The organism is Mesorhizobium sp. B2-3-13 (assembly GCF_006442195.1).
In the GTDB taxonomy this organism is placed as follows: Bacteria; Pseudomonadota; Alphaproteobacteria; order Rhizobiales; family Rhizobiaceae; genus Mesorhizobium; species Mesorhizobium salmacidum.
Genome location: NZ_VFVQ01000034.1, coordinates 25,933 through 44,402 on the forward strand (window position 1 = coordinate 25,933; position 18,470 = coordinate 44,402).

At 64.7% G+C, this 18,470-nt stretch carries 20 protein-coding genes and 1 tRNA gene; 11 read left to right on the forward strand and 10 right to left on the reverse strand.

Annotation, left to right across the window (positions count from 1 at the left end):
* Nucleotides 1–119 precede the first annotated feature (119 nt).
* The 5 genes from FJ941_RS27270 to FJ941_RS27290 all read left to right on the forward strand — a co-directional run bounded on the left by FJ941_RS27270 (nt 120) and on the right by FJ941_RS27290 (nt 2,772).
* Nucleotides 120–605: a GNAT family N-acetyltransferase gene (locus tag FJ941_RS27270; protein WP_140510535.1), complete on the forward strand. Its 486-nt coding sequence runs from the start codon at nt 120–122 to the stop codon at nt 603–605.
* 75 nt (nt 606–680) lie between these two features.
* The gene (locus FJ941_RS27275; RefSeq protein WP_084636878.1) at nt 681–998 is read left to right on the forward strand and encodes a metalloregulator ArsR/SmtB family transcription factor; all 318 of its coding nucleotides are present in this window, start codon (nt 681–683) and stop codon (nt 996–998) included.
* Complete coding sequence (locus FJ941_RS27280) at nt 998–1,444, forward strand: SRPBCC family protein (protein ID WP_140510536.1); 447 nt, start codon at nt 998–1,000, stop codon at nt 1,442–1,444. The genes FJ941_RS27275 and FJ941_RS27280 overlap by 1 nt, the downstream gene beginning before the upstream one ends.
* Nucleotides 1,445–1,484: 40 nt before the next feature.
* Nucleotides 1,485–1,976 carry an SRPBCC domain-containing protein gene (locus tag FJ941_RS27285; RefSeq protein WP_140510538.1) on the forward strand — a complete coding sequence of 164 codons (492 nt, stop codon included), beginning with the start codon at nt 1,485–1,487 and terminating at the stop codon, nt 1,974–1,976.
* A gap of 70 nt (nt 1,977–2,046) precedes the next feature.
* A complete protein-coding gene (locus FJ941_RS27290) occupies nt 2,047–2,772 on the forward strand; it encodes a DUF72 domain-containing protein (protein WP_140510540.1) in 726 nt (241 codons plus the stop codon).
* A 53-nt stretch (nt 2,773–2,825) separates the two neighbouring features.
* Here FJ941_RS27290 and FJ941_RS27295 read toward each other — a convergent pair whose 3' ends face one another.
* From FJ941_RS27295 to FJ941_RS27310, 4 genes are read right to left on the reverse strand one after another with little or no spacing between them, the layout of a single operon-like run.
* The gene (locus FJ941_RS27295; RefSeq protein ID WP_140510541.1) at nt 2,826–3,992 is read right to left on the reverse strand and encodes an FAD-binding oxidoreductase; all 1,167 of its coding nucleotides are present in this window, start codon (nt 3,990–3,992) and stop codon (nt 2,826–2,828) included.
* Between the two features lie 24 nt (nt 3,993–4,016).
* Nucleotides 4,017–5,612, reverse strand: a complete 1,596-nt coding sequence (locus FJ941_RS27300) for an ATP-binding protein (RefSeq protein ID WP_140510543.1) — start codon at nt 5,610–5,612, stop codon at nt 4,017–4,019.
* Complete coding sequence (locus tag FJ941_RS27305) at nt 5,603–6,295, reverse strand: response regulator transcription factor (protein WP_140510545.1); 693 nt, start codon at nt 6,293–6,295, stop codon at nt 5,603–5,605. The genes FJ941_RS27300 and FJ941_RS27305 overlap by 10 nt, the downstream gene beginning before the upstream one ends.
* A 3-nt stretch (nt 6,296–6,298) precedes the next feature.
* Nucleotides 6,299–6,676: a DUF4173 domain-containing protein gene (locus FJ941_RS27310; RefSeq protein ID WP_246674030.1), complete on the reverse strand. Its 378-nt coding sequence runs from the start codon at nt 6,674–6,676 to the stop codon at nt 6,299–6,301.
* A gap of 488 nt (nt 6,677–7,164) precedes the next feature.
* Between FJ941_RS27310 and FJ941_RS27320 the strand changes: the two genes are divergently transcribed.
* Both FJ941_RS27320 and FJ941_RS27325 read left to right on the forward strand, forming a co-directional pair.
* Nucleotides 7,165–8,055, forward strand: coding sequence for a CoA ester lyase (locus FJ941_RS27320; protein WP_140510547.1), 891 nt, complete (start codon nt 7,165–7,167; stop codon nt 8,053–8,055).
* Nucleotides 8,056–8,092: 37 nt separating this feature from the next.
* Nucleotides 8,093–8,299: a DUF1737 domain-containing protein gene (locus FJ941_RS27325; protein WP_027145959.1), complete on the forward strand. Its 207-nt coding sequence runs from the start codon at nt 8,093–8,095 to the stop codon at nt 8,297–8,299.
* A gap of 94 nt (nt 8,300–8,393) precedes the next feature.
* On the opposite strand, the gene FJ941_RS27330 is transcribed toward FJ941_RS27325, so the two are convergent.
* Entirely contained in the window at nt 8,394–8,816 is a 423-nt protein-coding gene (locus tag FJ941_RS27330; RefSeq protein ID WP_140510548.1) for a metallopeptidase family protein, read from the reverse strand.
* Nucleotides 8,817–8,992: 176 nt separating this feature from the next.
* Between FJ941_RS27330 and FJ941_RS29565 the strand changes: the two genes are divergently transcribed.
* From FJ941_RS29565 to FJ941_RS27345, 3 genes are read left to right on the forward strand one after another with little or no spacing between them, the layout of a single operon-like run.
* On the forward strand, nt 8,993–10,036 hold the full coding sequence (locus FJ941_RS29565) for a hypothetical protein (protein ID WP_140510549.1): 1,044 nt from the start codon (nt 8,993–8,995) through the stop codon (nt 10,034–10,036).
* On the forward strand, nt 9,978–11,456 hold the full coding sequence (locus FJ941_RS27340) for a DUF6504 family protein (RefSeq protein ID WP_140510550.1): 1,479 nt from the start codon (nt 9,978–9,980) through the stop codon (nt 11,454–11,456). The genes FJ941_RS29565 and FJ941_RS27340 overlap by 59 nt, the downstream gene beginning before the upstream one ends.
* Complete coding sequence (locus FJ941_RS27345; RefSeq protein WP_140510551.1) at nt 11,453–14,791, forward strand: error-prone DNA polymerase; 3,339 nt, start codon at nt 11,453–11,455, stop codon at nt 14,789–14,791. Before FJ941_RS27340 ends, FJ941_RS27345 begins: the two co-directional genes overlap by 4 nt.
* 71 nt (nt 14,792–14,862) lie before the next feature.
* On the opposite strand, the gene FJ941_RS27350 is transcribed toward FJ941_RS27345, so the two are convergent.
* From FJ941_RS27350 to FJ941_RS27365, 4 genes are all read right to left on the reverse strand, one after another.
* Nucleotides 14,863–15,114: a Trm112 family protein gene (locus FJ941_RS27350; protein ID WP_140510552.1), complete on the reverse strand. Its 252-nt coding sequence runs from the start codon at nt 15,112–15,114 to the stop codon at nt 14,863–14,865.
* A gap of 36 nt (nt 15,115–15,150) precedes the next feature.
* Nucleotides 15,151–15,822, reverse strand: a complete 672-nt coding sequence (locus FJ941_RS27355; protein WP_140510553.1) for an LON peptidase substrate-binding domain-containing protein — start codon at nt 15,820–15,822, stop codon at nt 15,151–15,153.
* A 107-nt stretch (nt 15,823–15,929) separates the two neighbouring features.
* Nucleotides 15,930–16,937 (reverse strand): thioredoxin, encoded by a 1,008-nt coding sequence (gene trxA, locus FJ941_RS27360; RefSeq protein WP_140510555.1) that lies wholly within the window; start codon nt 16,935–16,937, stop codon nt 15,930–15,932.
* Between the two features lie 84 nt (nt 16,938–17,021).
* A complete protein-coding gene (locus FJ941_RS27365) occupies nt 17,022–17,519 on the reverse strand; it encodes a prolyl-tRNA synthetase associated domain-containing protein (protein ID WP_140510557.1) in 498 nt (165 codons plus the stop codon).
* A gap of 209 nt (nt 17,520–17,728) precedes the next feature.
* Between FJ941_RS27365 and FJ941_RS27370 the strand changes: the two genes are divergently transcribed.
* A tRNA-Gly gene (locus tag FJ941_RS27370) sits at nt 17,729–17,803 on the forward strand.
* Between the two features lie 420 nt (nt 17,804–18,223).
* Here the strand turns inward: FJ941_RS27370 and FJ941_RS29570 are convergent.
* On the reverse strand, nt 18,224–18,406 hold the full coding sequence (locus tag FJ941_RS29570; protein ID WP_181170014.1) for a DUF2934 domain-containing protein: 183 nt from the start codon (nt 18,404–18,406) through the stop codon (nt 18,224–18,226).
* Nucleotides 18,407–18,470 lie beyond the last annotated feature (64 nt).

Below are 18,470 nucleotides of genomic sequence, written 5' to 3' on the forward strand. Positions count from 1 at the left end.
GAGGCCCGGTTTACACAAAGCCGCGCGCAAATAAAAGGCAACTGTTTGTGGGTGCCGGCAAGAGGGTTGCCGCACAAAAACGGCTTCGAAATCGCCGCCCGATGGTGCAGTCTGGTCCCATGGCAGAAAACGCCCACGTCCTCTACGCGCGCGAACCGACGCTCGGCATTCCCGAATTCCGCCGCGTGCTGGTGGAATCCGGTCTCGGCGAAGTCAGGCCCGTCGATGACGAGGCAAGGCTGAAGGCGATGATGGAAGGCGCCAACCTGATCGTGACCGCCCGTCTCGACATGGCCCCCCTCGACATGGCCCCTCTCGACATGCCCCCTCTCGACATGCCCCCTCTCGACATGGAAGCCAAGCCGCTGATTGGCGTTGCCCGCTGCCTGACCGACTTTTCCTGGGTCTGCTACATCTCCGATCTCGCCGTCTCGGCCAAGGCGCAAGGCCTGGGCATTGGCAAGGGGCTGATGGACGAGGTTGCCCGGCAGCTCGGACCGTCGGTCGCCATCAGCCTGATCTCGATGCCCGACGCTGTCGGCTTCTACGAACGCATCGGCATGAAACGTATGCCCGACGCCTTCTGGATCTCCCGCAAGCGCTGATTTCTTCTCCCGCCTACGGCCAACAACGGGCATCTTGCCGCTTGACATGCAACCATTTGGTTGCATATTAAAGCCATGAGCATGGATGCAGCCTTTCGCGCCCTGGCGGACCCGACACGCCGGCAATTGCTGGACAGCCTCCATGCCAGGAATGGGCAGACGCTGAATGCGCTGTGCGCTGAGATGGCCATGACCCGCCAGGCGGTGACCAAGCACCTGGCGATCCTGGAGGAAGCAAACCTCGTCACCACCATCCGCCGGGGCCGAGAGAAGGAGCACTACCTCAATCCGGTTCCGATCAATGAGATCGCCGAACGCTGGATCGGCAAATTCGAGCGGGGGCGGCTGACCGCCCTCAGCGAGCTGAAGAAACGCCTCGAAAGGGAAGACTGATGAGCAACAGCTTCGTTTATGTGACTTATATCCGAACCACGCCCGAAAAGCTCTGGGAAGCGTTGACCGACCCGGAGTTCAACCGGCAGTTTTTCCTCTGCTCCTATCAGGAGAGCGATTGGAAAGTGGGCTCCAGCTGGAAGCTGATCTTCCCTGACGGGCGAGTCGCCGACAGCGGCGAGATCCTCGAGATCGACCCGCCGCGACGCCTGGTCATAAAATGGCGTAATGAATGGATGCCCGAGATCAGGGAAGACGGCTATACGCGCTGCACCTTCGCCATCGAACAGGAAGGCGAGTTGATGAAGCTTGCCGTCACCCATGAAGCGGACGGGCCGCACAAGCTGATCGGCAACGTTGCCATGGGCTGGCCGCTGGTGCTGGCCAGCCTCAAGAGCCTGCTCGAGACCGGCAAGGGGTTCGAGCGCCCGCCATCGAAAGGATGAGGGCTCGTTTCGCTGGCGAAACAAATCCGTGGAGACATCCATGATGCACGCTCTCAGGGTACGGAGCATGACCAATGGCGAGACTGTCATGACGTCCGCCGAGATGGAAGCACCTCCGGAACGCATCTTCGAGGCGCTGATCGGCAAGGAGGTAGAGCAATGGTGGGGGTCAGCCGAGACCTACCGGATGGTAGACTGGTCGGCCGACCCGCGCGTCGGCGGCCGTTGGACCGTTATTGTCCGCACGGCTGACGGCATGGACCTGCCGGCCAGCGGCGAGTTCCTCGAAATCGAAGCGCCGCGCCGGATCGTGCAGACGCGGGCCTATGAGTGGGACCATCCTACGCTTGGCCGGCGGCAAACCACGGCCGCCTGGCTGCTGCAGCCCGTCGCCAATGGCACGCGCGTTACCATCTGCCATGGCGGCTTTGCCGGGCTGCATGAGGCGGCGACCGAACATGCCGAGGGCTGGGCACAGGTACTGGCCTGGCTTCAAGCGCACGTCGAGACCGGAAGGCGGGTTGCTGCGTGAGCCGCGGGTCGCTGCTTTGCATACCCTTTGTCCGCCTTGACCCGGACCTCGTCCGGTCCACATCCAATGCATGGCAAAACAGGCATGTTTCATAGGCACGGCCGGCTGGGGCATTCCGACACGATACCAGCAAGATTTTCCGCAACCCGGATCGCATCTCGAACGCTACGGCCGGCATTTTCCGATCGTCGAGATCGACACGTCCTTCTACAAGCCGCATCGCCGCGAGACCTACGAGCGCTGGGCGCGCGCCGTGCCGGAGCACTTTCGCTTCGCCGTCAAGCTGCCGAAGGCGATCACCCATGAGCGCCGTCTCGTCGACTGCGACGAGCTTTTGGAAAGCTTTCTCCAGCAGGTCGAAGGCCTCGGCGCAAAGCTGAGCGTGCTTCTGGTGCAGCTGCCGCCGAGCCTGCCCTTCGAGCCGGTTGTCGCGCGCCGTTTCTTCGACAGCAGGCGAACAAAGGCCAGGCTGGTCTGCGAGCCGCGGCATCCCGGCTGGTTCGAACCGGACGCTGAAGCGCTTCTGGCCGATCGCCGGATTGCGCGTGTCGCCGCCGACCCCGCTCCGGTGCCATCTGCCGCGGTGCCGGGCGGCTGGCCTGGCCTCGCCTACTTCCGCTGGCACGGCGCGCCGCGCGTCTATTACTCCGATTACGACGCCGAAAATCTCGCCCGATTTAGCCGACAATTGGAGGCAGCGGCCGCTGCGGGTGCCGAGGTCTGGGGCATCTTCGACAACACGGCCGGAGGCAATGCGCTTGGCGATGCCCTTAAGGTTGATGCGATGATGGCGTAGACGCTTTTTCCTTCTCTCCTTGTGGGAGAAGGGAGAGGCATGCCCGCCCCGCCTCAAATCACGTTCAATTCCCGGAACGCCCTTCCCTCGGCAACCCGGCTATACCCAAACGCCGAGCAGTCGATCGTCCGGTAGCCGCCATGTACGATCAACTCGGCCAGCGCCTTGCCGACCGCCGGCGCCTGCTGCAGGCCGTGGCCGGAGAATCCGTTGGCGAAGAGGAAATTCGCCACCTCGGGGTGCGGGCCGATCACCGCGTTCTGGTCGAGCGTGTTGTAGTCATAGTGCCCGGCCCAGGCGCGCGTCGGCTTGATGGCCTCGAAGGCCGGGATGCGGGTCGCCAGCACCGGCCAGATCACCTCTTCGAACAGCGGCCAGTCGACCTCGAAATCCCCGGCATTGGCCGGGCCGTCACCCTCTTCCGGCTCGGCGCCGCCGGTGAGGTAGACCGAGCCTTCCGGCCTGACATAGATGCCGGAGGGATCGACCAGCAGCGGCATGTCGGCATATTTCTCGCGCGCCTCGAAGACGAAGACGTTGCGCTTGCGCGGCTCGACCGGCAGCGCCAGCCCGGCAAGGGCGGCGACCTTGCCGGCATTCGGCCCTGCGGCATTGATGACGGTGCCGGCCTCCAGCCGATCGCCATTGTCGAGGCTGACGCCGGTGATGCGGTCGCCCTGCCGCTCGATGCCGGAGACCGAAGCGCTGATGAAGTCGATCTTCTTCTCCCGCAACGCCTTGCGGAACAGCATCAGCATCGCATGGGCGTCGAACCAGCCTTCGCCGCTTCGGCCATAGGCGCCGGCGGTGATGCCTTCGGCCGACAGCCAGGGGAAGCGGCGCATCAGCTGGTCGGCGTTCTCGAGCAGGATGTCTGCGCCCTCGGCGACCTGCGCCGCGTGATTGGCCTTCAGGATCGGCAGCCCGGCCTCGCCGGCAAGGATGAGATAGCCACCCTCGCGAAAACCGATATCGGCCTCGGCGCCGAATTCTTCCTTCAGCCGCCGGAACAGTTTCAGCGTGAATTGCGACAGGCGGATATTTTCCGGAATGGAGAATTGCTGGCGGATCGAGGCCATGGACAGCGTCGTCGCCGCATGGGCGAATTGCGGGTCGCGTTCGATCAGGGCGATCGAGCCGGAAAACCCTTCCTCGCGCAGATAGTAGGCGACTGAGGACCCGACGATGGCTCCGCCGATGATGACGATGTCGTAGCGCATTTTTTCTCCGATCCGCCGTCCGTCTTACGCGACCGGCAAAGTGATCTCGAAGCGCGTGCCGCGCTCGGTGTCAACCAACCGGATCGTACCATCATGCGCTTTCAGGAGGGCCAGCACGATGCCCAGCCCCATGCCGGTGCCGCCGGTAGAGCGGCGCGTGGTGAAGAACGGCTCGAAAATGCGCGCCCGATTGCTTGGCGAAATGCCGGCGCCATCGTCGCTGACCAGCAGCGTCGCCTTGCCACCGGCGCTTGCGGCAGTGATCGAAACTTGCGTCGCGCCGTGCCTGGCCGAATTATCGATGAGATTGCCAAATACGATTGCTCCGTTCTCGGCCGAGATGCGTAAGGCCAGATCGCCGCCGGCCTCGACGCGAACCGCGAGCCTGGTGTCGACGGGAAGCAGCGCCAGCGCCGCACCGACCGAGGTGCTTTCGCCGCTCGGTGCAAGGTTTTCGGCCCGTGCCAGGTCAAGCAGCCGCCGCACCAGCAAATTAAGCCGTCCGGCATCGGTGACGATGTTGTTGGAGAAGCGCCGCCGCTCGTCATCGTCCATCGCCGAGCCGGAATCGCGCAGCAGTTCGGCAGCGCCCTGGATCGCCGTCAGCGGCGACTTGAGTTCATGCGAGACATGGGTGGCGAAGGTCTGGATCGAGTCCGAGCGCGCCTGCAGTTTTTCGGCCATGTCGAGGAAGGCGGCGGACAATTCGGCCATTTCGCGCGTGCCATGATGGTCGAGCGGCCGGATCGCGCCGCGCTCGCCGGCGGCAATGCGCTGGGTGCGGTCGATCAGCGCATAGATCGGCCGGCTGACGGTGCGCAGGAAGACGAGGCCGATGAGCAGCGTGCCGCCGAGGATGGCGATCGCCGCCGCTGTCACCTTGCCGCGTTCGCCATAGAGATGTTTTATGATGTTGTTGGGCGTCCGCGAGACATAGACCACGCCGGCGACCTTGCCGTCGACGGCAACCGGCAGCGCGACGAAGACGCGCACCCTGGTGCCGCGACTGACCGAATAGAGCGACGGCGGCGGTTGGTTGGGGATGCGCAGCCTGAGCGCGCTGGCATAGCGCCCGGCGAGCGCCTCACGCACCTCCTCGACCTCGGCAAGCGACTGCCCGATCTCGTCGCGCCCGGCAATGACGACACCTGTGGGATCAAGCAACCGGAAGCCGGCCAGCGTGGTTTTCTGCGTCGCGTCGAGAATGCCGGTCAGCCGCGCGCCGATCGCGGCGAAGGCTGGATCGGCCGTCGCGGGCGTCCCCGCCGGCCGGGTCGCAAGCACGTAATCCGAGGCGAGATCGAGCTGCGGCTCGATCGGCCGATAAGGCGAATCGGCGCCTCGGCTCGCGCTGCCATTGGCCCCAGGCATTGGCACGCCGAGCTTCTCCGGTGAAATGCCGGCGTCGCGCACCTCCTGCGCATAGATGGCGGCGATGGCGGCACCCTGCGCAATCAGCTCCGCCTCGGTCTGGCGGATCAACTGGTTTTCGTAGAGGCGGAAGAAGAACAGGCCGACCAGCGGCAAGGCCATCACCAGGATCAGGATGGCGACGACGACCGTGGCGAGGCGCGGCCGCCATTTGCGGCCGCTCCACTTGCTTGAGGTCGTCAGCCGCATCGGCCGAGCCGGAAGCCGACGCCGTGTACCGTCTCGATGGCATCCAGGCATCCGACCGCCGCCAGCTTGGCGCGGATGTTGCGGATATGGCTGTCGACGGTGCGGTCGGCGACATGGATCTTGCCGGCATAGGCACTGGCCATCACCGCGTCGCGATCGAGCACGTGGGTGGGCCGCGCCAGAAACCCTTTCAGGATCGAGAATTCTATTCCGGTCAGGGCAAGCGGCCGGCCGTCGAAGCCGGCGCTATGGCTGGCCGGCACTAGCGTGAGCTTGCCATGGGTAAACTGCCTGTCGTCAACCGGTTCGGGCCCTGCCGGGCGGGCGCGCCGCAGGATGACGTTGACGCGGGCGACCAGTTCGCGCGGGCTGAACGGCTTTGTCACATAATCGTCGCCGCCCATTTCGAGCCCGAGGATGCGGTCGATCTCTTCGTCGCGCGCGGACAGGAACAGCACCGGCACGTCTGATCGCTGGCGCAGCCGCCGGCAGACCTCCAGCCCGTCCATCTCCGGCATGCCGATGTCGAGCACGACAAGGTCGGGCGTGTGCCGTTCGATCGCCTGCAGGGCGGCGGCGCCATCGGACACGGCAGCCGTCTTCATGCCGGCCTTTTCCAGCGCGAAACAGATCACTTCGCGGATATGCGGGTCATCGTCGGCGACAAGAATGTGATGCGGCATCGGTCAGCGGTCCGGCAAGGAAGGTAGCGAAGGCTGAGGAAGCACGAGCGACCCCTTGCTGTCGAGATATCGAAGCAGGCGCCAGTCACGAAAGCTCCAGCCACGCCAGTTCCGCTGGACGCTGTCGCTGGCCCGCAATCCTTCAAGTTCGCGGACAGCGCCCGCGTCCGGGGTCTTGTTCTGATGATCGAAGAAGCGATCGAGTGCCGGAAACGCGCCCCGACCGAGCGAGCGCAGATACCAGGCGTCGAGGGGAATGCCCTGGCCGGTCATTTCAACGGAATGGTCGACATTGTAGTTGGCGATCAGCACGGCGAAGTTGATGAAACAGCAGGCATAAGCGCTAGGGATAACGTCGGAAGATTGGCGGACCGCGGCCATGGATTTTCCGAGCGCGATGCGGGCGGACAAAGGGGATGACAATTGCGGCGGGCTTGGCGCGTGGCGGGTCGACCAGCCACCAGCCTTCACTGCGCAGCCGATAGGGCAGACGGGGTTTTGCTCGCTTGTGCATGCCGCCTGTCTCGCAAGCTGGCAGGGAAGCGATGCGGCGGATCGGAGGAGATTTTCCGCAGGCGAGTGCAGTTTTCGTGCAGGGCTGGTGCGCTGCCCGCCATCGGTTCCGGACGTTGGCGCCGCCCCAGCCAGGCTCCTTTCCCTCTCCCTCCGGAGGGGGCAGAGGTGGCTCGGCGAAGCCGAGACGGAGCGGGGAACGACCTGGTAACCGCCGCAAACGGACATAGGGCACTAGGCGCAAGCCTCGCATCGCCTTGCGCCCAAAGGGTCGCAGCGCAAGCTTTCGCGGTTGGCGCGTGTCAGGTACCGGGCGGACGCTTGCCTCGACCAACCACACGCGGCATAGATCGGACATGGAACCCTACCGCCCGCGCCGCTCCGTGCTCTATGTCCCGGCCTCCAACGAGAAGGCGCTGGCCAAGATCGCCCAGCTTGTCTGCGACGCCGTCATCATCGATCTGGAGGACGCCGTTGCCCCCGCCGACAAGATCGCCGCGCGCGAAAAACTGGCTGGCATTTTCGCCAATCGCCCTGATGCCGACCACAATGGCCGACGCTGCGAGATGGTGGTGCGCGTCAATGCGCTGTCCAGCGAATGGGGCACTGACGATCTTGCGGCCGTCGCCAAGGCGGAACCGGACGGCATCCTGCTGCCAAAGGTCGACACACCGCGCGACGTGCTCGAGGTCGGCGATGTGCTGGACGACAATTTTGCTCCCGACACCGTGAAACTATGGGCGATGATCGAGACGCCCAAGGCCATGCTCAACATCGGCGCCATCGCCGAACTCGGCCGTGACCCCGCCTCGCGGCTGGATTGTTTCATTGCCGGAACGAATGACCTGATCAAGGATACCGGCGTGCTGGCAACGCCGGACCGCGCCTATCTCCTGCCATGGCTGATGCAGATGCTGCTGGCGGCGCGCGCCGGCGGCCTCGACATGCTCGACGGGGTGTTCAACGACTTTCGCGATCCGGATGCGTTTGCGCGCGAGTGCGCTCAGGCCGCCGCCATGGGCTTTGACGGCAAGACGCTGATCCATCCATCGCAGATCGAGGCCGCCAACCGTGCCTTCGCCCCGTCGGCGCAGGCGCTGGCCGAGGCGCGCGCGGTGAAGGATGCCTTCGCGCTGGCGCAAAACAGCGGCAAGGGCGTCATCGCGCTGAATGGCAGGATGGTCGAGCGGCTGCACCTGGCGCAGGCCGAAAAACTGCTGGCGAAGGCCGCCGCCATCGGCGCATGATATTCGTCGACTTGGGATACATGACAGGAATTGGACGATGAAACTCTACCGCTTTCTCACCGCCCCGGACGACGCCAGCTTCTGCCATAAGGTGACGGCGGCGCTGAACAAGGGCTGGCATCTGTTCGGCTCGCCGACCTACGCCTATGACAAGAAAGCCAAGACCATGCGCTGCGGCCAGGCCGTGGTGAAGGATGTCGACGGCCAGGAATACGGGCCGGATACCAAGCTCAGCGACTGGTAGGTGGAAAGCGCGGAGGCTCCTCTCTTTTCGTCATCCTAGGGTAAAGCAAGGAGCCAAGCGAGGCGGCGCAGACCCCTAGGGTGACGAAAGTGGTCTACTCAGCAGCCTCTTCGATCTTCTCCATATCATCGTCCGACAGGCCGAAATGGTGGCCGATCTCGTGGATCAGCACGTGGGTGACGATGTCGCCCAGCGATTCCTCGTTCTCGGCCCAGTAGTCGAGCATGGCGCGGCGATAGAGGGTGATGCGGTTCGGGCCTTCGCCGGTTTGCGGGTTCCAGCGTTCGGCGATGCCGCGCCCCTCGAACAGGCCGAGCAGGTCGAACGGCGTCTCCAGCGACAAATCGTCCATGATCTCGTCGGTCGGGAATTCGGCGATCTGGATGATGATCTCGCCGGTCAGCTTACGAAATTCCTCCGGCAGATGGGCGTAGGCCTCCAGCGCCAGGAACTCCAGCTCCTCCATCGAGGGCGCGAGTTCGCCATGCCAGGTGCGGGTCTTGTAGATGCGGGCCATGCTTTGTCCTTTGATCCCGGCATATAGGCTTTCGCACTGATCCAGGCAAATGACGCCTATAGGCCGGTGTCGCCCAGGGGAGGAATAAATTCCTCATGACTCTGCTTGACTCTTCGGATCGCCTCTGGAATCCTAGAGAACATAACAGGAACAATTGTGAGTGGAAGCTGACCGTCATGGCGATGACCGCCGTGGCGCGGGAGACTGTTTTTTCCCTGCGCCGCCAGATCGCGAAAATAGAGGGAACGCTGCCCGAGCGTCTGCAGGCGCCGGCGGCGGCAACCCTTGATGCCGGCGCCGGCAGCGATCTGACGATCGTCCGGCGCGGCCTTGCCGCGGCCTTGCCGGATGCTTTCCTGCCGATCGGCATCGAGCGGCTCGATGCCGCGCTCAGCGGCGGCCTGCCGAAAGCCGCCCTGACCGAAATCCATGGCCTAGAGACCCGCGATGCGGGAGCCGTCGCCGGCTTCGCTCTGTCGCTCGTCAGCCTGATCCTCAACCGGGCGCAGGGGCTGCCCATCCTATGGATCGGGACATCGGAAATTTTCCACGAGGCCGGCTTTCCCTACGCCAGGGGGCTGCATGGCTGCTTCGGCATTGAACCCGGGCAATTGCTGTTTTCCGAGGCGCCCAGGCTTGTCGATGCGCTGTGGGTCGCCGAGGAAGCGGCCCGCATGACCGCGCTTGCCGCCGTTGTCCTGGAAATCCGCGGCAATCCGCAGCGGCTCGACCTGACCGCGACACGCCGCCTGCATGCGCGGGCGCAAGCTACCGGCCGGCCGGTGTTCCTGCTGCGGCAGGCGGCCGAGCCGGAACCGACGGCGGCGCCTGTCCGTCTGATCGCCGCGTCGGCGCCGGCCGTGCCGCGCGCCACGGTCGCCGGGCCGCTCGCCGGCTCGATCGGCTACCCCGCCTTCACCATCAGCATCGGCAAGAGCCGCACGGCCCTGCCTGGACAATTCACACTGGAGTGGAACCCCGATGAACGCAGATTCGAGGAAAGAAGGGGCGAGGAAAGACACGGTGGAGGCAGCGAATGGGCAGAGAATCCTGTCCCTGTGGTTTCCCTATCTGGCGACCGAAAGGATCCTGCGGCAGCGTCTGGGGAAATCCTGGCGTTCCCGGCCGCCGGATCATCCGCGGCCATCTCACCCACCGCTCGTGATCAGCCACCGCCAGGGCAACGCGCAGCGCATCTCGGCCCTCGACGAGCGAGCTGAGGCGCTGCACCTGAAGCGTGACATGGGGATTGCCGATGCGCGCGCCATGCATCCGTCGATCGAAATCGTCGAAGCCGATCCGGAGGCCGACCGGCGCCTGCTCGCGGGCCTTGCCGACTGGTGCGACCGCTACACGCCGCTGGTCGCGCTGGACAGCATCGACGGCCTGTTCCTCGACGTCACCGGCTGCACCCATCTGTTCGGCGGTGAACGCGCCATGCTGGACGAGATCCTGTCGCGCTTCTTCCACCAGGGGTTCGACGTCCGCGCCGGGCTTGCCGGTACGCCCGGGGCGGCCTGGGCGGCGGCACGCTTTTGCGGCGACCGCATCGTTGTATCGGGCGAGGAGGAAGCCTTGCTTGCCGCCTTGCCGCTGGCCGCCCTCCGCATAGCGCCGGAAACCCGGACCAGCCTGGAAAGTGTGGGGCTGCGCACGGCGGGCGCCGTCATGGCCGCGCCGCGCGCGCCGCTCGCCCGCCGCTTCGGCGCTTTGCTGCTCCAGCGCCTCGACCAGGCGCTTGGCCGTCTCGACGAAGCGATCTCACCGCGCCTTCCCGTCGCGCCGCTTTCCGTCGAACGCCATCTCGCCGAGCCCGTCACGCTGACGGAGGAGATAGAACGACTGGTGGGCATGCTGGCGACGACCTTGAAGACCGACCTCGAACGCCGCGGCGAAGGTGCCCGGACGCTGGCGCTGCTGCTCTTTCGCGTCGACGGCGCCGTCAGCCGCATCGCGCTCGGCACCTCGCGGCCGATGCGCGAACCCTCGTTGATCCGGAAATTGTTCCATGAAAGGCTGGCAGCACTCGAGCAGCATATCGATGCCGGCTTTGGCTTCGACCTGGTGCGCCTCTCGGTGCTGGCCGTCGGCGCTTTCGACACGCAGCAGACCGATCTGACCGGCGAGGCGGTGGATGATGGCGCCGACATCGCCCTGTTCGCCGACCGTATCCGCGCCCGCCTCGGCGAGGGCGCGGTTCTGCAGCCGGTTCCCGTGGAAAGCCATCTGCCCGAACGCGCCGTCGCCATCGTCCCCTTCAGCGAGGCGCCGCGCCGGACCACGCCGCCGAAGAAGCCGGACAGGATGCAGGCGCCGATGACCATCTTCCCGCCGGAACGGCCGATCCGGCTGTTCCGCGCGCCCGAGCCCATCGATGTGCCGGCCACCGAAATGCCGGAGGGACCGCCGCTGCATTTTCGTTGGCGCCGTGCACTTTACCGCGTTACCCGTGCCGAAGGTCCGGAGCGCATCGCCGCCGAATGGTGGCGCGAGGCGCCAGGCGATCCGGCGGCATCGACACGCGACTATTTCCGCATCGAGGATGCCGATGGCCGCCGCTACTGGCTCTACCGGCAAGGCCTGTACGGCGGCGTCTCGCAGATCCCGCCGCGCTGGTTCATGCACGGGGTCTTCGCATGAACGCGCTGACCGTCATTCCCTATGCCGAGTTCGGCATCCAGTCGAACTTCTCCTTCCTGCGCGGCGCCTCCAAACCCGAGGAACTGGTGGTCGCGGCCAAGCTCATGGGCTTCTCCGCGATCGGGCTCGCCGACCGCAACAGCGTGGCCGGCGTGGTGCGCGCCTGGCAGCAGGCCAAGGTTGAAAAGCTTGCCTATCACCCCGGCTGCCGGCTGGTTTTTGGTGACGGCACGCCGGACATTCTCGCCTATCCAAGGGACCGCAGGGGCTGGGGGCATCTGTGCCGCATGCTCACCCAGGCCAATCTGCGTGACGAGACCGAAAAGGGCGCCACCCTGCTCCGGCGCGACGACCTGCTCGAATGGGGCGACCGGATGTCGCTGGCGGTCCTGCCCGATCTGGCGGCCGGCGCGCAGGACAGCCTGGCTTTGCTCCGCCAACTCCAGGACCGCTTCGGCAGGGCCCTGCGGCTCGGCGTCTCACCCTGTTATGCCGGCCATGATCGCTTCCGGATAGAGCAGGCGGCGGCGTTTGCCGAGAGCGCCGGCATACCGCTGATGGCGACCAACGATGTGCTCTATCACACGGCCGAACGCCGCCCGCTGCAGGACGTGCTGACCGCGATCCGCCTCAATGTTCCGGTCGCCGAGGTGGGGCTGGAACTGACCGCCAATGCCGAACGCCATTTGAAGCCGCCGCTGGAAATGGCGCGCCTGTTCCGCAGGCACCCGCAAGCGCTGGCGGAGACGCTGCGTTTCGGGGAAGAGCTGACCTTCTCGCTCAGCGACCTCCAGTACAATTATCCGGACGAGCCGACGGAATCGGGCCTCGGTCCGCAGGCGGAGCTGGAAAGGTTGGCAAGGGAGGGAGCAGTCAACCGCTACCCGGCAGGTGTGCCTGAATCCGTGATCAAGCGCATCGAGGAAGAGCTCGCTCTGATCGAGCGCCTCAACTATGCCCGTTACTTCCTGACCGTCTACGACATTGTCAAATTCGCGCGCAGCAAGGATATTCTCTGCCAGGGGCGTGGGTCGGCCGCCAACTCGGTCGTCTGTTTCTGCATCGGCATCACCGAAGTGGGGCCGGAAAAGATCAATTCGCTTTTCGAGCGCTTCATTTCCGAGGAAAGGAACGAACCGCCTGATATTGACGTCGATTTCGAGCACGAAAAGCGCGAAACCGTCATCCAGTACATCTACGAGAAATACAGCTCCAAGCGTACCGCCCTTGCCGCCGCCGTCATCAGCTATCGCGGCCGTTCGGCGCTGCGCGAAGTGTCGAAGGCGATGGGCCTGTCGGAGGATGTCCGGGCATCGCTTTCCGGCTCGATCTGGGGCTGGTCGACCTCGGAACTCGGCGAGAAGGAGGCGAGGGCCGGCGGCCTCGACCGCAGCGACCCCATATCGCGGCATGTGATGGAACGCGCCAACGAGATCATGGGCTTCCCCCGTCACCTCTCCCAGCATGTCGGCGGCTTCGTCATCACCAGGGACCGGCTCGACGAGATCGTGCCCATCGTCAAGACGGCGATGGACGAGCGCAAGATGGTCGAATGGGACAAGGACGATCTGGACTCGGTGAAGATCCTGAAAGTGGATGTGCTGGCGCTCGGTATGCTGACTTGCCTGCAACGCGCCTTCACCCTGCTCACGGACCATTATCCGAAGGCGCGAGACGAATTTGGCCGGCCCTATGTGCTGGCCACTCTCCCGGCGGAGAACCAACGTGTCTACGACATGATCTGCCGTGCCGATACGCTCGGCGTCTTCCAGATCGAATCGCGCGCGCAGATGTCGATGCTGCCGCGTCTCAAGCCACGCGAATTCTACGACCTCGTCATCGAGGTGGCGATCGTACGCCCCGGCCCTATCCAGGGCGACATGGTCCACCCTTATCTGCGTCGCCGGCAAGGCAAGGAAGCGGCCGAGTATCAAAAGCCGGAACTGGAAGCGATCCTCGGCAAGACGCTTGGCGTGCCCCTGTTTCAGGAACAGGCGATGAATATCGCGATCGTCGCCGGCGGTTTCAAACCGGGCGAGGCCGACGAATTGCGCCGCGCCATGGCCACCTTCAAGCGTACCGGCACCATCGGCAACTACCGCCAGCGCATGATCGACGGCATGGTCGGCAAGGGCTACACGAAGGACTTCGCCGAGCGCTGCTTCAAGCAGATCGAGGGTTTTGGCGAATACGGCTTTCCCGAAAGCCATGCCGCCTCCTTCGCGCTGCTCGTCTACGCCTCCTGCTGGTTCAAGACCTTCTATCCCGACGTGTTCTGCGCCGCGATCCTGAACTCGCAGCCGATGGGCTTCTATCAGCCGGCGCAGCTGGTGCGCGACGCCCGCGACCATGGCGTCGACATCCGCGAGGTCGACGTCAATTTCTCCGTCTGGGACTGCACTTTGGAAAAGGCGTCTTTCGACCCGGCCCGTATCCTGCCGCGCCATGCCGACATGCGCGGTGTCATCGAGACAAGTCATGCGCTGCGGCTCGGCTTCAGGCAGGTCAAGGGACTTTCCAAGGAACGCATGGTGGCTTTCGTCGAGCGGCGCGGCGCCGGCTACTCGACCGTCCGGGATGTCTGGCTGCGCTCCGGCCTCAATGTCGACGAGATCGAGAAGCTGGCGCAGGCCGATGCCTTTCGGTCCATCGGCCTCGACCGCCGCGCGGCACTTTGGGAGGTCCGCGCGCTCGACGGCAAGAGTGCCGCCGAGAAGCTGCCGCTGTTCGACCAGCCGGCGCTCGGCCTGCGCGAGCTGGAGCCGCAGACGAAGCTGCCGAAAATGCCGCTCGGCGAGCATGTCATCCACGATTACCGCTCGCTCGGCCTGTCGCTGAAGGCGCATCCGGTCGCCTTCCTGCGCGAACGGCTCGACCGCGCCGGCGTCACCCCCAATGCCAGCCTGCCGTCCGTGCGCGACGGCAGGCGGGTCTCCGTTGCCGGTCTGGTGCTGGTGCGCCAGCGCCCCGGCAAGGGCAACGCGATCTTTCTCACGCTGGAAGACGACAAGGCCGTCGCCAATGTCATCTTCTGGGAAAGAACTTTTACCCGCTTCCGGCCCATCGTCACGGGCGCGCGCTTCGTCAAGGTCAGCGGAAAACTTCAGTCGGAATCAGGTGTCGTCCACATCGTCGCCGAGAAGATCGAGGACCTGACGCCCTGGCTGACCGTGCTCCTGGAAAAAGTCAGTGCGGCCGCACCGCTGGCCGCCACGGCAGAGGGTCCGGATCGCGATGCCCTACCTGTGCCCCGCAACGCGCCGGTCGGTCAGAATCTCGCAACGCTGTCGGAAGAAGCGGAAAGGGTCATGCCCAAGGGGCGTAATTTTCAGTAGGCGTGGCCCCTCACCATCAAGCGCTGGCGGGACAGCGCGGTCGAACACCAACCTCAATGTCCGGCCACACTCTATGACGCCGAACTGCCCGGCCCGCCCAGCTTTGGCGGCGACAGCACATCCTCGGCCGAGATGGTCCGCGCTTCCGAGGGAAGCATGATCGGGATGCCGTCGCGCACGGGATAAGCGAGCTTGGCGACCCGCGAGACCAGCTCGCCACGTTCGGGGTCCCAGGCCAGCGGCCCCTTGGTCAGCGGGCAGGCCAAGAGTTCCAGCAGCTTCGGGTCGACCTTGGTTTTCTTTCCATCACGCCCATCCGCCATTGCGTCCCCTTTCCAGCTTTCAGGCCTGCGTTCACCTCACTGCAGGCTCGAGCCAAAATCCTCATTCTCGCGCGCCAGCGTCATCTCGGTGATGGCGATCAGCGTCTCGGCCCTGGTTTTCAGGTCCGCGGCCTCGAGCAATGCCTGCTTCTCGGCTGGTCCGTAGGGCGCCATCATCGACAGCGCGTTGACCAGCATGGCGTTTTCGGCGCGGCTGACGCTTTCCCAGTCGGCTTCCAGATCATTGGCCTGCAGATAGGCGCGAAAGGCCCGCAGCAGCGCCGGCCGGTCGATTTCATCAGCCGCCTGCTCCTCGTCGAGATCGGCGAGGAAGGGCGCCGGTTTGCACTGGCGGAACGGCGTCTTGACCGTCAGCTCGTGGGTGATGCGGAACCGGCACACGCCTTGCAGCGAGATCAGGTAGCGGCCGTCGCCGGTCTCCGAAAAAGCGATGATGCGGCCGATGCAGCCGACATTGCAAAGTTCCGGCTCGCCATCCTCGCGCAAGGCGCCATTGAGGCCGGGCTGGATGATGCCGATGACTCGCGAGCCGGCGACCGCCTCGTCCACCATCTGCAGGTAGCGCGGCTCGAAGATGTTGAGCGGCATGCGGCCGCCCGGCAGCAGGAGCGCGCCCTCGAGCGGAAAAAGCGGGATCGTCGGCGGCAAATCCTTGGCGAGCCGGTAATGCGCGTTTCCCGCTTGCACCTCGTTCCTCCCGATCGCTTCCTTTGCGAAGCGTCAACCTGCCCTGTCCTATCTGGCGCTCAGGCCCGACACCACAAGCCCGTGCGACAAAACAACCGATAACCGGCTCAGGAAAACAGCAACGCCGATAATTTGCGGCGCGCGGCAAGCGTCGCCTCGTCGGTCATGCCCCAGGCCTCGAACAGCTGCAGCAACTGCGTCCTGGCGCCATCCTCGTTCCAACTCCGGTCGGCCTTGATGATGGCCAGCAGGTTGTCGGCGGCTGCCGTGCGATCACCCTTGGCGTTCTGGATCATGGCCAGATCGAAACGCGCCTGATGGTCGGCGGGGTTTTCGGCCAAGCGCCGTTCGAGCTCGGCCGGATTGCCCAACGCCGCCGCCTGCGCGGCCAGCGCGATCTTGGCACGCAGGGCAGCCAGCGGCGGTGCATCCTTCTTGGCCTCCGGCGCCGTTGCCAGGAGCGCCTCGGCACCCTCGGTGTCGCCAGCCTCGAACAACAGGTCGCCCAGCCCGCCAATCGCCTCGACCGTTTCCGGCGCCTGCGCCAGGATGGCGTCATAGATGTCGGCGGCTGCCTGCATGTCGCCGGCATCGCGGGCCTCGGTTGCCGCGGCCAGGGCCTCGGCCACCGGCGGCGCGCCATTGCCCTTGCCGCCGACCTTGGTGATGAACTCGTTGATCTGGCTCTCGGGGATGGCGCCCATGAAGCCGTCGACCGGCTGGCCGTCCTTGAAGGCGATCACAGCCGGAATCGACTGAATGCCGAGCTGGCCGGCGATCGAGGGATGGTCGTCGATGTTCATCTTGACCAGCTTGACCCTGCCGCCGGCGGCCTTGACCGACTTTTCCAGCTGCGGGGTGAGCTGCTTGCAAGGTCCGCACCATGGCGCCCAGAAATCGACCAGTACCGGCTGACGCCGCGATTCCTGGATGACGTCGGCGGCGAAGGCGGCGGTCGTCGTGTCCTTGATGACATCGCCGCCGGCAGGGCCCGCGGGCGCATCGCCAAGCGCGGCCTTCGCCGGCGCCGGCGCCGTTCCGCCATACTGGACCGTGGTGGCATACTGGCCGCCAGTGTTTCCGAATGATCCGCCAAACGGATTGTTGTCGCTCATCTCGTCACCCTTTCGGTCGCGCCCCCGGCCCGCGGCTCGGCGCCATGTCTCAATTGGAAATCGGCTTCGCCATCCATGTGGCGATCATGCCGAGACTTTCAAGATAGCAGCATCGTGCCCGGTTGCCTCGACGAATCTGATGAGGTCGGCCGCCGCGATCGATGTCGTCGCCTCGTTGGTCAGTGGATGCGCGTTGATCACGGCATGGTCCATCAGATCCTTGTCGAGCACCAGCTTGACCCTGTTTTCCCTGTCGTTGATGACGCCGAAGACGGTGACTGCGCCCGGCGTGACGCCCAAAAGCTCCATCAGCATCTCCGGCTTGCCGAAGGAAACCCGGCCGGCGGCGCCGATCGACTGGTGGATCTGCTTGAGATCGACGACCGCATCCTCGCCGACGGTGACCAGGAAGAAATTGTCCTTCTTGTCCTTCAGGAACAGGTTCTTGGTGTGTCCGCCGGCGATTTCGCCGCGCAGCGCCTGCGAATCAGCCACCGTATAGAGCGGCGCATGGCGTATTGTCGAAACGGCGATGCCGAGTTCGGCAAGAAAGGCCATCAGTTCAGCTTCGGTCTTCGGCATCGATCTTCTTCTCGTCCGTTTCTTGGCCTTGCCGTTTACGGCCAATGCGGCGGCCGACACAAGACCGTCGCGCAAGGAGCGATGAAATCGGCGCGTCGCGGACGGTTGCCGGCATCGTTCGAGAGTTGCAAAAAGCCTGCTATTTCCCTGTTGCAATCGCCGCGCTCTTCAGCCATATAGGCCCGGCTTGCGGCCAAGACGCCGTGTGAGCGGGTGTAGCTCAGGGGTAGAGCACAACCTTGCCAAGGTTGGGGTCGAGCGTTCGAATCGCTTCACCCGCTCCAGTTTCCTCCGGGGGATCAAGCATCGAAAAGCCGCGGTTCGCCGCGGCTTTTTCGTTTCCTAGGGCACCGGAACCACAGCTACCTCAGGGCCTGCGAAAAGGCCGTGGTCACCGCCCGGTTACCAAATTTGCGGATTCGGCGTAGCGCGCAATCGTAGCGTCGAAGGTGTGCGGCAGTGCAGTACCTCTAGGCAGAACGGGCAAGCGCTGGCCACCATAGAGCCATGGCAAAGCAATGAACGTTCTTTATCTGATGCTTAACGTGATAATGCTTTCCCGCGCGTCTCCCGTTCGCGGCCTTCGGATACTTGACGCCACATTTCGTGGGTGGAGGAGATGCTGCGGCCCAAACCCAGCCCGACAATCCCCCGGGGATAACATGGAATCGCAGGAAGCTCGCCTCCCGCCAGGCAGCCGCGTGTCAGTGTTTGGCACCCGACGTGTCGCCGGCGGCATCCGCGCCAGCCTGCTTTCGTCCGGCGGTCAGTTTACCGGACTCGAACTCCTCGACCGCCTTGTCCCAGCAGGCCTTTTCACGGTCGGGCATCAGGCCTTCCCGTTCCCAAAGTTCGTGGGCCCGCTTCCTGATATGAGGCCTTTGCACGGAACCGGGTTGGTGATTCCGTGCGTAAGGAATGAAGAGGGATGATTCGGATGGTCGATCGTTT